Genomic DNA, 14,710 nt, shown 5'->3' with positions numbered 1-14,710 from the left:
CCGACGTGGTCAGACCCTGGAAGGAACCGGCAGCGTACTGCCGATGAATGCCATCTCGTCCGGCGTCGCGACCATCGTCACCATTGCGCTGCCGGTGGGTGTGGCAACCCAGATGTCCTGAGGAGCGGCTTCATTCTGTACCAGCCGGACGTCCGCCGGTTCACCCGGTGAGCCGGGAGGAACCACGGTGATCACGGTCGGAGCATCGACGGGCGCCGGTGCCACGCCATGGAAGACCGCCACGGTGTAGTGACCCTGGGGGTTTCGCCCTCCTGCGAGTGCGAGGAGACCCGGATCCCCGACGGCGGTGACGAATTGTTGCCAGACTGCGCCATGGTCGGTGTAGACGAGGACTCGAGCGCCGACTGCGATGGCGCGCAGCAACACCTGCTGAGCCAGATGTAGGCCGCCGGCGATCGACACCCGATGCGGTGGACCACCCAGCAGGTCGACCGCAACGGCCCGGCCTGAGTGGTCCGCCCCGACGAGCTGACCGCAGCCCGTTGCCGACAGGGCCACATCGGACAAGGAATCGAACGGCACCGTCTGCCTTCCGATCGGGGGTAGCTCGGCGGCAGCCCCCACCGGCAGACTTGCCGCGAGCGCTGTGCGCTGACGGCCGGGCAACTCGATCAACCCGGTTATCGCCGAATGATCAAGGGACGCAGAGTTGAACCGGACGAGCGTCCGCATCGCGACCTCGCCGGGCCCTGCCGGCGACAATCGCATCGTCACCGTCGTGGAGATCGACGGAACGGCCCATACCGCGTCGAGGATCTCGTCGAGGTGGTCGGGATCGACCGCATACGTACACATGCGCAACCGATCGGAGGTCACCGCATCCCAGTCTTCGCGCACCTCACCGGTGTCGGCGCCGTGAGCGAGGTGGCCGGTCGCGGCGGTGATCTGCGCCGCCGTGAGAATGCTGGCCGACAAACCCTGTCCCGCAAGGCGGTTGGCTACCCGGCGGGTCGCGATCATCGCGGTGCGCAGAGCGCCTTCGGAACCACCACCCCGACGTGCGACGGCGTCGGGACAGTGCGACGGGTCCAGCCGCAGCACAACAAGCACCGACCGATATGCAGTGGCAGGCAACGGGCCCAGCGTGCGCCGGTAGACCTGGGCCACCGGCCCGGTGCCGTGCGTGCGTATCCCGTGGCTGATCACATCGACCGACTCCAGGCGGATGTCGAACTGGCGAACGCATTCGGCGAGGGCGGCCAGGGGGATCGGCGGAAGGCCGCGACAACCGCTGGGGTCGAGGAAACTCAGGGTGGGTGGGGGAGTGTCGATACGCACCACCGTGACCAGAGCCGTTCCGTCCCAACGTGCGCCGATCGCATTCGATCCGGATACGGGTATGTCGAACGGTGCCTGATCCGGTTTCGAACCGTCCGACTCCGCTGCACCGATGAGCCTTCTGCGCCACAGGCCCAGTCGCAAACCGGTCCGCTCCGCCAGCGACATACGGCCCGGCAGCGCGACAAGCGTCGCGGACAACGCGATTGCCGCGACGATCCCGGCCCACCAGAGACCGCCCACGTCGTGAGACAGCACCAGCGCCCCGGCGATCAGAACTTCGATCGCGACCACTACCTTCATGATCCCCCCAAGAATCATCAACACCGCACGTCATGGACGAGCCCCGCTCGCATCCCCCCGGTTGCGCTGCGTCTACTGCAAATATGGTCGAGCTCCGCTGCGCTGCGCTACGTCTACCGGCATCCTCGATCGAGCTCCGCTGCGCTGCGTCTCCCGCAAGTCTGGTCGAGCTCCGCTGCGCTACGTCTCCCGCAAGTCTGGTCGAGCTCCGCTGCGCTACGTCTCCGCCGGCCCAATGGTGCTATACGCTACACGCCGGGGAGATGGGGGGACGGCATGCCGGCTCAATTGACGACGAAGGCTCAGGTCAACGGATACCGCTTTTTACTGCGCAGACTCGAGCATGCGCTGATCCGTCGGGACGTGCGGATGTTGCACGACCCGATGCGGTCGCAGCTGCGGTCGCTTATGGTCGGATTGGTACTCGCAATCCTGGTGCTCGCCGGCTTCGGGGTATACGGGTTGATCAAACCGCAAGGCTCCGTTGGTAAGTCGCAGATCATCATCAGCAAGAAGGCCGGCGCGATGTATGTGGTCCTGGACGGCCGACTGCATCCTGTCCTCAATCTCGCCTCGGCGCGTTTGATCACCGGCAGCGACGAGTCCCCGAAGTCGGTCGGTGAGAAGAAGTTGACGGGATACGCGCGCGGCCCGCTTCTCGGAATTCCCGGAGCGCCCGCGGCGCTGCCCGGCCCCACCGACACGAAGCGTTCGGACTGGGTTGTCTGCGACACGACGTCGGCCGGTCAGGTCGCCACCAGCGTGCAAGGCGTGGCCCCCGTACTCGGCGAACAGGTCCGTTCGGCCGGCGGAGCCGACGGGCCCGGGGACGAGGCCGTTCTCGTCTCCTCCGCGGGGCAGGTCCACCTGATCGGTGCGGGGCGCCGATCCCGCGTCGACACCGAGAGCGTGCCGGTACGCCGAGCTCTCGATCTCGACCACGCCGAGGTGCGCGAGGTCAGTCCGGGGGTCCTCAATGCCTTCCCGGAAACCGATCCCATTGCGGTGCCCGACATATCGAATCGGGGTGCCCCTTCGGCTCTCGGCCGGGACACCCCAGTCGGATCGGTGTTCAAGGTGACTGCGCTGTCGGGAGAGGCGACGTTTTATGTGGCGTTGGCGCAAGGAGTGCAACGGATCGGTGAGGTCGCTGCTGAGATCATCCGGCAGGCTGATCGATCGGGTGCCGACAGTGTGCCGACACTCAATCCCGGCGCTCTGACAGGGGTGGAGACGGTCAACATTCTCCCCACGGACGACTTTCCGACGGCACCGCCACGATTCGCGGACGCTACGGCCGACCCCGTCATATGTGCGGCCTGGTCACGGTCGGTGGACGACCACGAGGCGTCGCTACAGACACTGCTCGGTTCCGCCCTGCCGCTGAGGCCACGCGACAAGCCGGTTCCGCTCAGCGGCGCCGACGGTCCCGGCCCGGGTCTCGACGCGGCGTTCGTCACCCCCGGACGTGGACACTACATCCAGGCGACGGGGTCAGAACCCGACAGCACGCGAGCCGAATCCCTCTTTTACGTCAACGATTCGGGGGTTCGTTTCGGCGTCCCCGACGCTGCGACCGCCGATGTCATTGGGCTCGGAGGAGATCCACTGCCGGCGCCTTGGTCGGTCATCTCATTGCTCGCTGTCGGACCGACACTGAACCAGTACGACGCACTGGTGTCCCACGACGGCATCGCGCCGAATCTGGCCGGTGCGCAGTTCGAGCCACCCGGCAACTAGACGGATCGATTCGGGATGATGGCCCGCAGTTGTCCAGCGGAGTCAGCGTCGTGGCGGCGTCAGCGCCCGCACGAGTTCTTCCCACCGATCGCCGATCTGACCGAGGGCCATGTGGTCGTTGTGGAGCATGTGGTGGATGGCCGGAGCTTCCAGCGGTGCCAGCACCGCCATGCACATCAGTTCGAGATTGCCGCGAAAACCCATCTGTGTGAGCAACATTCGCGTGTGGGTGACCACAACAGTCCTGGTGGGATGGCTGAACCGCTGTGGCCCGGTGTCCTCGGCTTCGAGCAGTAGATCGAGGTGTGCCGCTGCCATCGCCAGGCGGGCGCGGCCGAATGCGATCAACCGGTCCAGCGGGTCGACCTTCTCGCCCGGGTCGCCGGGTCCGAGTGGCGCCGGGCCGGTGAGGAAGGCTTGTTGCAGCTGGATCTCGGAGTGGTTGAGCAGAGCGAGCATCAGGCCGGACCGGTTGCCGAATCGGCGAAAGACGGTGCCTTTGCCGACGCCCGCCTCGCGTGCGACCGCGTCCATGGTGACCGCCGCCGCGCCACACGATTCGATGAGGCGAGTCGCGGCTTCCATCAGCAGCTGACGGTTGCGAGCGGCATCGGCCCGTTCCGGTTCCTGGTTGTCGACCAGGGGGATCGAGGCGGGGTGGCGTCCGGTCAGTGTCAGGGGAAGGGGCGGTCGAGGCGTGTTGGGGGCATCGATCAACGGCAGCTCGGCGCCGATCGCGCTGGACTGCTCGGAGTTCGCCCCGGGTGCCGGGTGCCGTGCGGGCTTGGACACACCTTGACTGTAACGCCTGCTGCAACGACGGAATTATTCGGACCATGGTCCGGTTGAGTCGGTTGTAGGCCGAATCAATCTTGGAGGAAGAGCAGTGACAAACGAGAACAAAACGGAGTCGACGAAGATCGTGGTGCTGGTCGGGAGCCTGCGACGCGAGTCGGTGAACCGCGCGCTGGCACGCGTGGCCGCGGAGAACGCGCCGGCCGACGTCGCAGTGGACGTGTACTCGGGCCTGGAACTGTTGCCGTTCTACAACGAGGACCTCGACACCGAGCCGGTTGATGCCGAGGTTGCCAGGGTGCGCGGGACCGTGGGAGACGCGGACGCTGTACTGATCGTCACCCCGGAGTACAACGGCACCATTCCGGCGGTTCTCAAGAATGCCATCGACTGGCTGTCACGCCCGTACGGCGACGGCGCCCTCACCGGTAAACCGGTCGGAGTGCTGGGCGCAGCGCTCGCGCAGTTCGGCGGGAAGTGGTCACACGACGACACCAGCCGGTCGGTGGGTATCGCCGGAGGCCGGGTGGTCGAGGACGTCGAACTGCATCTCACCATCGGCAAGCTGGGCGGCAAGCCGGTGGCCGAAGTGCCCGAGGTGGTCGATCAGCTGCGGCACGCCGTCACGGTGCTGGTCGATGCCGTCGACGCCACCGTCGCCGCCTGAGGGCGGGGTTCGCACAGCCGACAACACCTTTGACGGACCGCCGTGGCGAGATCGATCGACTCGCCGTGGCGGTCCGTTCGTATTCGGCGCGACATGTGACGAACGACACGCCGAGACACGCCAGATGCCGATTTTTTCGGAGCTCCCGACCTGGGACTTTCATGAATGTGATTCGCAACGTGTTGTGTCGCTCCCGAATGTCAGACACTAGGTGTAGTGTTTGGAACACTGAACGGCACGACGGGGTTGACTCTTACGAACAGCACTGACAGGCCGGCCAGATCGAGATACGAAAGACACGATTTGCTGCTCGAGACACATTTTCGGCAGCGATAACCGGTCCGCACACAGGGAGTTCTGGGATATGACTACTTCGGCCACCGCAACGATCACCGTCTACACCAAGCCTGCTTGCGTGCAGTGCAACGCCACCTACAAGGCGCTCGACAAGAACGGTCTCGACTACGAGGTCGTCGACATCACCGAGGATTCCGAGGCCCGCGACTACGTGATGGCTCTTGGTTACCTGCAGGCGCCCGTGGTGGTCGCCGGCGACAGCCACTGGTCAGGGTTCCGTCCGGATCGCATCAAGGCGCTCGTCGCAGCCGCAGCCTGATCCACGTCGTCTCATCCTTTCTTAGCTTCACCGTCAGCACCATCGCGGAGGTCGGGACATTGGGGAAGATTCCCGTACATTCCGCGGAGGCCGGATCCGATGGCCCCCCGCTGATCGTGTACTTCTCGAGCGTCTCGGAGAACACACACCGATTCGTCGAGAAGCTCGGTCTTCGGGCGGTCCGGATCCCCCTGTTCGACCCCGAGGGCACGTTCGTCGTCGATGAGCCCTACGTCTTGGTCTGCCCTACCTATGGGGGTGGGAAGGCGTCAGGAGAGCCCGGCGGATTCGTTCCCAAGCAGGTCATCAAGTTCCTGAACAACAAACACAACCGTTCGCTGATCACCGCGGTCATCGCGGCAGGGAATACCAATTTCGGTGAAGAGTTCTGCCTCGCAGGCAACATCATCTCGAACAAATGCCAGGTGCCGTACCTGTACCGGTTCGAGCTGATGGGCGACGCCGAAGACGTAGAGCGAGTCCGCACCGGCCTCCATCAATTCACACTCGATCAACTCGCACAGGAGCCAGCACAGTGTCGCCAACCGCAACCGCAGTAGAGACCTCGGCAAGCAAGTCAGGCGCACATGCCGACCCGTCGGGACACAACCCGGGTGAGATGGACTACCACTCGCTCAACGCGATGCTGAACCTGTACGACGCAGACGGCAAGATCCAGTTCGAGAAGGATCGCGAAGCGGCCAATCAGTACTTCCTGCAACACGTCAACCAGAACACCGTTTTCTTCCACAACCTGGAAGAGAAGCTCAAGTACCTTGTCGAGGAAAACTATTACGAGCCAGAGGTTTTGGCGAAGTACGACCGCGAGTTCGTCAAGGGGCTCTTCGATCACGCCTACAGCAAGAAGTTCCGGTTCCCGACGTTCCTCGGTGCGTTCAAGTACTACACCTCTTACACGCTGAAGACGTTCGACGGTAAGCGGTACCTCGAGCGGTTCGAAGACCGTGTCGCCATGGTGGCTCTCACCCTCGCCGACGGGGACACCGCGCTGGCCCGCAACCTCGTCGACGAGATCATCGAAGGCCGATTCCAGCCGGCCACACCCACGTTCCTCAACTCGGGCAAGAAACAACGCGGCGAGCCGGTGTCGTGCTTCCTGCTCCGCATCGAAGACAACATGGAATCGATCGGGCGCTCGATCAACTCCGCACTGCAGCTCTCCAAGCGCGGCGGGGGAGTGGCCTTGCTGCTGAGCAACATTCGTGAGCACGGTGCCCCGATCAAGAAGATCGAGAACCAGAGCTCGGGTGTCATCCCCATCATGAAGCTGCTCGAGGACTCGTTCAGTTACGCCAACCAGCTCGGTGCCCGGCAGGGTGCGGGTGCGGTGTACCTGCATGCACACCATCCCGACATCTACCGCTTCCTCGACACCAAGCGCGAGAACGCGGATGAGAAGATCCGCATCAAGACGCTGTCGTTGGGTGTGGTGATCCCTGACATCACCTTCGAGCTGGCCAAGCGCAACGACGACATGTATCTGTTCAGCCCGTACGACGTCGAACGGATCTACGGTGTGCCGTTCGCGGACATCAACGTCAGCGAGAAGTACCACGAAATGGTGGAGGACAAGCGGATTCGCAAGTCCAAGATCAAGGCACGTGAGTTCTTCCAGACGCTGGCAGAGCTGCAGTTCGAATCGGGATACCCGTACATCATGTTCGAGGACACGGTGAATCGCGCCAACCCGATCGACGGCAAGATCACCCACTCCAACCTGTGCTCGGAGATCCTGCAGGTCTCCACGGCCTCGGAGTTCAACGACGACCTGTCCTACGCCAACATCGGCAAAGACATCTCGTGCAACCTGGGTTCGCTGAACATCGCCAAGACGATGGATTCGCCCGACATCGCGCACACCATCGAGACCGCGATCCGCGGGCTCACGGCCGTGTCGGATCAGACCGCGATCACGTCGGTGCCCTCGATCCAGAAGGGCAACAACGAATCCCACGCCATCGGCCTCGGGCAGATGAACCTGCACGGCTACCTGGCGCGAGAGCGGGTCTACTACGGATCGCCCGAGGGTATCGACTTCACGAACATCTACTTCTACACCGTGCTCTTCTACGCGCTGCGCGCATCGAACCGCATCGCCAAGGAGCGCGGTAGGGCGTTCGGTGGATTCGAGCGGTCGAAGTACGCGACCGGCGAGTTCTTCGACAAGTACACCGACCGCACTTGGGCACCGGAGACCGACAAGGTCCGAGAGATGTTCGGACAGGCCGGGATCGCGATCCCCACGCAGGACGACTGGCGTGAGCTGAAGGTGTCCGTGCAGGAGCACGGGATCTACAACCAGAACCTGCAGGCCGTTCCGCCGACGGGTTCGATCAGCTACATCAACCACTCGACCAGCTCGATCCACCCGGTCGCCGCCAAGGTGGAGATCCGCAAAGAGGGCAAGATCGGCCGCGTGTACTACCCGGCGCCCTACATGGACAACGACAACCTGGACTACTACCAGGACGCGTACGAGATCGGCTACGAGAAGATCATCGACACGTACGCCGCAGCCACCCAGCACGTGGACCAGGGGCTGAGTCTCACGTTGTTCTTCAAAGACACCGCGACCACTCGCGACGTGAACAAGGCGCAGATCTACGCATGGCGCAAGGGAATCAAGACGCTGTATTACATCCGGCTGCGTCAGATGGCTCTCGAGGGGACCGAGGTGGAGGGTTGCGTCTCCTGCATGCTGTAGTGGCTGTCTCGATGTGTTTGGCCGACAACAACTTTCATGATGAAGAACTCGTAAGCGAGGAACGATGACGTCCACTCAGAGCCATTCGCCGGCCGACGGAGCACCGATCAAACTGGTCAGCCGGGTCTCGGCGATCAACTGGAACCGGGTTCCCGACGAGAAAGATGCCGAGGTGTGGGACCGCCTCACCGGTAATTTCTGGCTACCGGAAAAGGTGCCGGTGTCCAACGACATCCCGTCGTGGGGCACCCTCACCGAGGTCGAGAAGCAGCTCACCATGCGGGTTTTCACCGGCCTGACGCTGCTTGACACCATCCAGGGCACCGTCGGCGCCGTCAGCCTGATCCCGGATGCCACCACCCCTCACGAAGAGGCGGTGCTCACCAACATCGCGTTCATGGAGTCGGTGCACGCCAAGAGCTACAGCTCCATCTTCTCCACGCTGTGCTCCACCAAGGACATCGACGAGGCGTTCCGGTGGTCCGAAGAAAACGAGTACGTGCAGACCAAGGCGCGCATCGTCATGGACTACTACCGGGGCGATGACCCGCTCAAGCGCAAGGTGGCCTCCACGTTGCTCGAGTCGTTCCTGTTCTACAGCGGCTTCTACCTCCCGATGTACTGGTCGTCGCGGGCCAAGCTGACCAACACCGCTGACCTCATCCGGTTGATCATCCGCGACGAGGCGGTGCATGGCTACTACATCGGCTACAAGTACCAGCGGGCGCTGGAAACCCAGACGCCAGAGCGTCGGCAGGAGCTGAAGGACTACACCTTCGAATTGCTCTTCGAGCTGTACGACAACGAAACCGACTACACCGAACAGCTGTACGACGATGTGGGCCTCACCGAAGACGTCAAGAAGTTCCTGCGGTACAACGCCAACAAGGCGCTCATGAACCTGGGCTACGAGGCGATGTTCCCCCGGGACGAGACAGACGTGAACCCGGCGATCCTGTCGGCTCTGTCACCGAACGCGGACGAGAACCACGACTTCTTCTCCGGCTCGGGCAGCTCGTACGTCATCGGCAAGGCCGTCAACACCGAAGACGAAGACTGGGAGTTCTGACCCACGCCACAATTCGCTCCACTTACGACAAGACGCTCCGGCCGCAACCGGAGCGTTTTGTCGTAGGTGGAGCGAATTTCTCAGCTGACCTCGTTGAGTTTCCCGGTGGCGACATCGAACACAAACCCGCGCAACGACGTCGTCTTGGTGATGAACGGGGACTTCTCGATCCGCGCCACTTACTGCCGCACGTCTTCGTCCAGGTCGCTGAACGCCTCGGCAGACCACGCCGCCTTCACGCCGACCTCGTCCTGGATGGCTCGTTTGAAGTCGTCGTCGGTGAACGTCAGCATGCCGCAGTCGGTGTGGTGGATCAGGATGATCTCGGTGGTGCCGAGCAGCCGCTGGCTGATGGCGACTGACCGGATCTCATCGTCCGTGATCACGCCGCCGGCATTGCGGATGACATGTGCCTCACCAGCCACGATGATTCCAACGAAGTCCGCCGCGATGATCTGGTCGAACGCCTTCGGCGAACCTGGGAAACGGGGGTCTCACACCAATGAGTTGCCGACGTTGAAGAGCACTATGTTCGCCGCCGACAGTCCTCCCGAGCCGAACCAGACCTCGTCTTCCACGATGCGCACGCGTCCCCAGCTCGGTGCACCCATGTCGCGCCATCGATCGCTCTCAAGGACCGAGGTGCCGTGCTCCAGCCCGGCAGGCCCGTCGAATCCGACGTAGATGACATCTCCGTCGGCAATCTCGAAGTTCTTGTCGTCTATCGGCGTCGGCTCCGGCTCACGCTGACCGGGCGGACGTTGCACACCCATGTCGGTCAGGACGCTCGCGGCGAACCCGTCGGTGCCCTCCACCGTCTCGGAGTCCTTGCCGAACCGCACGAGAGAGGCCTGGTTGTATCGCGCTCCGAGTCGGTCGCCGGTGGTCTTGGCGGCGTCTTTGTAGGCCCGCAGTCGTTGCTCGCCCGCGTCACCGCGGCCCACCGCCTCGGCAACCGCCGAGAACCGCTCGCGCCAGTCCTGCGCCGGGTCGATCTGGACGGTCCGGACCGAGCCCACAGCACCGTCGAGTGGGGATTCGCCGACCGTCAGCAGGAGGTCAGGTTTGCTCGCGGCCGCCCGTGCGACGTCTGGCCGACTCTTTTCACCGACGGTGGGAAGATCCTGCACCGCTGTGCCCATGAACGAGGGGAGTGAGCCGCCGACGGTGGTGGATGCGACCACTTTGCCCTGCACGCCGAGCGCGCACAGAGCGTCGAGGAGGCTCGGGTCCGCGACCAGGATGCGACTGGGGTCGGGGGCTCCGGAGTCGACCGGTGCCGGTGTTTGACATGTCTGGTTCTTGTGGCGATCGGGGTCCGCGAGATCGACCGAGGCGATACGTGTCGTCGTCTTCACGATCGACCCTTCGCCCTCGGGTACAGACGAGTCGAGGCATCCACTCACACCTGCGCTGACCAGGGTGGCAAGCGCAAGAGTCGCCAGGGCGCGACGGCGACGGATCACTTCGCTCACAGGTTCTCTTCCACTCTTCGGTTGCGGCCCGATGACGGCTGAATCCCGAACAAACTAGCACTGCTCCGCCGGGTGGAGACCGATGTCGAAAGCCGCGTTTGCCCACCCCCGGATCGACTACGACAGTTCGTAGGACCCGATCGGCTGCGGGCCGTATGAGGGTCTAGGATCAACATCAGCGCACATTCATGGCCGTCGCCCCAACGTCCTCCGCGGAACACACTTCCGCACCTGACGCAGGCGAGAGGCCACGCAGGCAGGAGGATCAGTGACCGCGGTAGACCAGCCCACCACTCAGGTGGCTCCGGTTCGGCCTTATCCCGAGCGCACGGGTGCCAAGGGTTCGTTCATCTACAAGATGTTGACGACGACCGATCACAAGATGCTGGGCATCATGTATTTGGTTGCGTGTTTTGCGTTTTTCCTCATCGGTGGCTTGATGGCGTTGCTGATGCGTTCTGAGTTGACGGTGCCTGGTCTGCAGTTCTTGTCGACTGAGCAGTACAACCAGTTGTTCACCATGCATGGCACGGTGATGTTGCTGATGTATGCGACGCCGATTGTGATCGGGTTTGCCAACGTGGTGTTGCCGTTGCAGATCGGTGCGCCGGATGTGGCGTTCCCGCGGTTGAATGCGTTCAGTTTTTGGTTGTTCGTGTTTGGTTCGACGGTGGCGATTGCCGGGTTCATCACTCCCGGTGGTGCGGCTGACTTCGGTTGGACTGCGTATACGCCGTTGACCGATGCGGTGCATTCGCCGGGTCCGGGTGCGGATATGTGGATTTTGGGTCTGGGTGTGTCGGGTCTGGGCACGATTTTGGGTGCGGTGAACATGATCACGACGGTGGTGTGTTTGCGTGCGCCGGGTATGACGATGTTCCGGATGCCGATTTTCACTTGGAACATTTTGGTGACGAGTGTGCTGATCTTGCTGGCGTTCCCGTTGTTGACGGCGGCGTTGATGGGGTTGGAGGTTGATCGGCAGTTCGGGGCGCATCTGTATGACCCGTCCAATGGTGGTGCGATTTTGTGGCAGCACTTGTTCTGGTTCTTCGGTCATCCCGAGGTGTACATCATTGCGTTGCCGTTCTTCGGGATCGTGTCGGAGATCTTCCCGGTCTTCTCGCGCAAGCCCATCTTCGGCTACTCCACACTCGTCTATGCGACCTTGGCGATTGCGGCTTTGTCGGTGGCGGTGTGGGCCCATCACATGTATGCCACCGGGGCTGTGCTGTTGCCGTTCTTCTCGTTCATGACGTTCATCATCGCGGTGCCGACGGGTGTGAAGTTCTTCAACTGGATCGGGACGATGTGGAAGGGTCACATCACGTTCGAGACGCCGATGCTGTTTTCGGTGGGCTTTTTGGTGACGTTCTTGTTCGGTGGTCTGACCGGTGTGTTGCTGGCGAGCCCGCCGTTGGATTTCCACCTGTCTGACAGTTACTTCGTGGTGGCGCACTTCCATTACGTGTTGTTCGGCACGATCGTGTTCGCGACGTACGCCGGTATCTATTTCTGGTTCCCGAAGATGACTGGCCGGATGCTTGATGAGCGTTTGGGCAAGATCCACTTCTGGTTGACGATGATCGGGTTCCACACGACGTTCTTGGTGCAGCACTGGGTGGGTAACGAGGGTATGCCGCGTCGGTATGCCGATTACCTGTCCACGGATGGGTTCACGTCGTTGAACATTGTGTCGACGGTGGGTGCGTTCATTCTGGGTGCTTCGACGTTGCCGTTCTTGTGGAATGTGTTCCGTAGCTACCGGTATGGCGAGGTGGTGACGGTGGATGATCCGTGGGGCTTTGGTAACTCGTTGGAGTGGGCGACCAGTTGCCCGCCGCCGCGGCACAACTTCACCGAGCTGCCCCGGATCCGTTCGGAGCGTCCGGCGTTCGAGTTGCATTACCCGCACATGGTCGACCGGATGCGCGAAGAAGCACACGTCGGCCATGCCAGCGAAAAAGCAGAACATGCCAAGCGTGATCCACTCACAGTCGGCACGCACGAGTCCTCGACGGATCCCGATCCGAGCTGACCAGGCACAACTGAGTTCTCTCACACCGCGGCGGCACTGGTTTTCAGTGCCGCCGCGGTGCTGTGTGCGAGCTTTCCGAGCCGGGCGACGACGACGCGCTACGACAGTTCGTAGGACCGGCTCGGCTCATGAGGGTGTGAGGGTTTACGATCAGCTGAGTTTCACGTCATGCTGCCCAACACACAGATGAGCAGATCGGCCACAGGAGGATCAGTGACCGCGGTAGACCAGCCCACCACTCAGGTGGCTCCGGTTCGGCCTTATCCCGAGCGCACGGGTGCCAAGGGTTCGTTCATCTACAAGATGTTGACGACGACCGATCACAAGATGCTGGGCATCATGTATTTGGTTGCGTGTTTTGCGTTTTTCCTCATCGGTGGCTTGATGGCGTTGCTGATGCGTTCTGAGTTGACGGTGCCTGGTCTGCAGTTCTTGTCGACTGAGCAGTACAACCAGTTGTTCACCATGCATGGCACGGTGATGTTGCTGATGTATGCGACGCCGATTGTGATCGGGTTTGCCAACGTGGTGTTGCCGTTGCAGATCGGTGCGCCGGATGTGGCGTTCCCGCGGTTGAATGCGTTCAGTTTTTGGTTGTTCGTGTTTGGTTCGACGGTGGCGATTGCCGGGTTCATCACTCCCGGTGGTGCGGCTGACTTCGGTTGGACTGCGTATACGCCGTTGACCGATGCGGTGCATTCGCCGGGTCCGGGTGCGGATATGTGGATTTTGGGTCTGGGTGTGTCGGGTCTGGGCACGATTTTGGGTGCGGTGAACATGATCACGACGGTGGTGTGTTTGCGTGCGCCGGGTATGACGATGTTCCGGATGCCGATTTTCACTTGGAACATTTTGGTGACGAGTGTGCTGATCTTGCTGGCGTTCCCGTTGTTGACGGCGGCGTTGATGGGGTTGGAGGTTGATCGGCAGTTCGGGGCGCATCTGTATGACCCGTCCAATGGTGGTGCGATTTTGTGGCAGCACTTGTTCTGGTTCTTCGGTCATCCCGAGGTGTACATCATTGCGTTGCCGTTCTTCGGGATCGTGTCGGAGATCTTCCCGGTCTTCTCGCGCAAGCCCATCTTCGGCTACTCCACACTCGTCTATGCGACCTTGGCGATTGCGGCTTTGTCGGTGGCGGTGTGGGCCCATCACATGTATGCCACCGGGGCTGTGCTGTTGCCGTTCTTCTCGTTCATGACGTTCATCATCGCGGTGCCGACGGGTGTGAAGTTCTTCAACTGGATCGGGACGATGTGGAAGGGTCACATCACGTTCGAGACGCCGATGCTGTTTTCGGTGGGCTTTTTGGTGACGTTCTTGTTCGGTGGTCTGACCGGTGTGTTGCTGGCGAGCCCGCCGTTGGATTTCCACCTGTCTGACAGTTACTTCGTGGTGGCGCACTTCCATTACGTGTTGTTCGGCACGATCGTGTTCGCGACGTACGCCGGTATCTATTTCTGGTTCCCGAAGATGACTGGCCGGATGCTTGATGAGCGTTTGGGCAAGATCCACTTCTGGTTGACGATGATCGGGTTCCACACGACGTTCTTGGTGCAGCACTGGGTGGGTAACGAGGGTATGCCGCGTCGGTATGCCGATTACCTGTCCACGGATGGGTTCACGTCGTTGAACATTGTGTCGACGGTGGGTGCGTTCATTCTGGGTGCTTCGACGTTGCCGTTCTTGTGGAATGTGTTCCGTAGCTACCGGTATGGCGAGGTGGTGACGGTGGATGATCCGTGGGGCTTTGGTAACTCGTTGGAGTGGGCGACCAGTTGCCCGCCGCCGCGGCACAACTTCACCGAGCTGCCCCGGATCCGTTCGGAGCGTCCGGCGTTCGAGTTGCATTACCCGCACATGGTCGACCGGATGCGCGAAGAAGCACACGTCGGCCATGCCAGCGAAAAAGCGGAACAGGCCAAGCGTGATCCTTTGACGGTCGGTGGCACCGAGTCATCCACCGAACCCAACTCGTTCTGA

At 62.1% G+C, this 14,710-nt stretch carries 11 protein-coding genes and 1 pseudogene; 8 read left to right on the top strand and 4 right to left on the bottom strand.

What is annotated here, in order from left to right; all coding sequences use genetic code 11:
- Positions 1-9 precede the first annotated feature (9 nt).
- A complete protein-coding gene (eccE, locus tag MVA47_RS20770; RefSeq protein WP_247209717.1) occupies positions 10-1,602 on the bottom strand; it encodes a type VII secretion protein EccE in 1,593 nt (530 codons plus the stop codon).
- Between the two features lie 276 nt (positions 1,603-1,878).
- Here eccE and eccB point away from each other — a divergent pair, with 276 nt between their 5' ends.
- The gene (eccB, locus tag MVA47_RS20765; protein ID WP_247209716.1) at positions 1,879-3,342 is read left to right on the top strand and encodes a type VII secretion protein EccB; all 1,464 of its coding nucleotides are present in this window, start codon (positions 1,879-1,881) and stop codon (positions 3,340-3,342) included.
- Positions 3,343-3,384: 42 nt separating this feature from the next.
- Here eccB and MVA47_RS20760 read toward each other — a convergent pair whose 3' ends face one another.
- On the bottom strand, positions 3,385-4,134 hold the full coding sequence (locus tag MVA47_RS20760; protein WP_374474285.1) for a TetR/AcrR family transcriptional regulator: 750 nt from the start codon (positions 4,132-4,134) through the stop codon (positions 3,385-3,387).
- 94 nt (positions 4,135-4,228) lie between these two features.
- Here MVA47_RS20760 and MVA47_RS20755 point away from each other — a divergent pair, with 94 nt between their 5' ends.
- The 5 genes from MVA47_RS20755 to nrdF all read left to right on the top strand — a co-directional run bounded on the left by MVA47_RS20755 (position 4,229) and on the right by nrdF (position 9,214).
- A complete protein-coding gene (locus MVA47_RS20755) occupies positions 4,229-4,804 on the top strand; it encodes an NADPH-dependent FMN reductase (RefSeq protein ID WP_247209714.1) in 576 nt (191 codons plus the stop codon).
- Between the two features lie 364 nt (positions 4,805-5,168).
- Complete coding sequence (locus MVA47_RS20750; RefSeq protein ID WP_030163979.1) at positions 5,169-5,420, top strand: redoxin NrdH; 252 nt, start codon at positions 5,169-5,171, stop codon at positions 5,418-5,420.
- 59 nt (positions 5,421-5,479) lie between these two features.
- Positions 5,480-5,980, top strand: coding sequence for a class Ib ribonucleoside-diphosphate reductase assembly flavoprotein NrdI (gene nrdI / locus MVA47_RS20745; protein ID WP_247209712.1), 501 nt, complete (start codon positions 5,480-5,482; stop codon positions 5,978-5,980).
- Positions 5,956-8,145 (top strand): class 1b ribonucleoside-diphosphate reductase subunit alpha, encoded by a 2,190-nt coding sequence (nrdE, locus tag MVA47_RS20740; RefSeq protein ID WP_247209710.1) that lies wholly within the window; start codon positions 5,956-5,958, stop codon positions 8,143-8,145. The genes nrdI and nrdE overlap by 25 nt, the downstream gene beginning before the upstream one ends.
- Before the next feature lie 64 nt (positions 8,146-8,209).
- Positions 8,210-9,214 carry a class 1b ribonucleoside-diphosphate reductase subunit beta gene (gene nrdF, locus MVA47_RS20735; RefSeq protein ID WP_023963321.1) on the top strand — a complete coding sequence of 335 codons (1,005 nt, stop codon included), beginning with the start codon at positions 8,210-8,212 and terminating at the stop codon, positions 9,212-9,214.
- 80 nt (positions 9,215-9,294) lie between these two features.
- On the opposite strand, the pseudogene MVA47_RS20730 reads toward nrdF, so the two are convergent.
- Positions 9,295-9,642 (bottom strand): annotated as a pseudogene (locus MVA47_RS20730) (beta-class carbonic anhydrase); the annotation flags it as partial.
- 66 nt (positions 9,643-9,708) lie between these two features.
- Positions 9,709-10,689, bottom strand: coding sequence for an ABC transporter substrate-binding protein (locus MVA47_RS20725; RefSeq protein WP_247209708.1), 981 nt, complete (start codon positions 10,687-10,689; stop codon positions 9,709-9,711).
- 268 nt (positions 10,690-10,957) lie between these two features.
- Between MVA47_RS20725 and ctaD (MVA47_RS20720) the strand changes: the two genes are divergently transcribed.
- Positions 10,958-12,727 carry a cytochrome c oxidase subunit I gene (ctaD, locus tag MVA47_RS20720; protein ID WP_247209706.1) on the top strand — a complete coding sequence of 590 codons (1,770 nt, stop codon included), beginning with the start codon at positions 10,958-10,960 and terminating at the stop codon, positions 12,725-12,727.
- A gap of 213 nt (positions 12,728-12,940) precedes the next feature.
- Positions 12,941-14,710 (top strand): cytochrome c oxidase subunit I, encoded by a 1,770-nt coding sequence (ctaD, locus tag MVA47_RS20715; protein ID WP_247209704.1) that lies wholly within the window; start codon positions 12,941-12,943, stop codon positions 14,708-14,710.

Origin of the sequence: Williamsia sp. DF01-3 (assembly GCF_023051145.1) — a bacterium.
Classification (GTDB): Bacteria; Actinomycetota; Actinomycetes; order Mycobacteriales; family Mycobacteriaceae; genus Williamsia.
The sequence above is the reverse complement of the archived record's forward strand: the minus strand, read 5'-3'. Positions and strand labels throughout refer to the sequence as shown.

Excerpts from the sequence above, each read along its gene's own strand:
- eccE (WP_247209717.1), bottom strand. The coding sequence starts at position 1,602 with ATGAAGGTAGTGGTCGCGATCGAAGTTCTGATCGCCGGGGCGCTGGTG.
- eccB (WP_247209716.1), top strand. The coding sequence starts at position 1,879 with ATGCCGGCTCAATTGACGACGAAGGCTCAGGTCAACGGATACCGCTTT.
- MVA47_RS20750 (WP_030163979.1), top strand. The coding sequence starts at position 5,169 with ATGACTACTTCGGCCACCGCAACGATCACCGTCTACACCAAGCCTGCT.
- nrdF (WP_023963321.1), top strand. The coding sequence starts at position 8,210 with ATGACGTCCACTCAGAGCCATTCGCCGGCCGACGGAGCACCGATCAAA.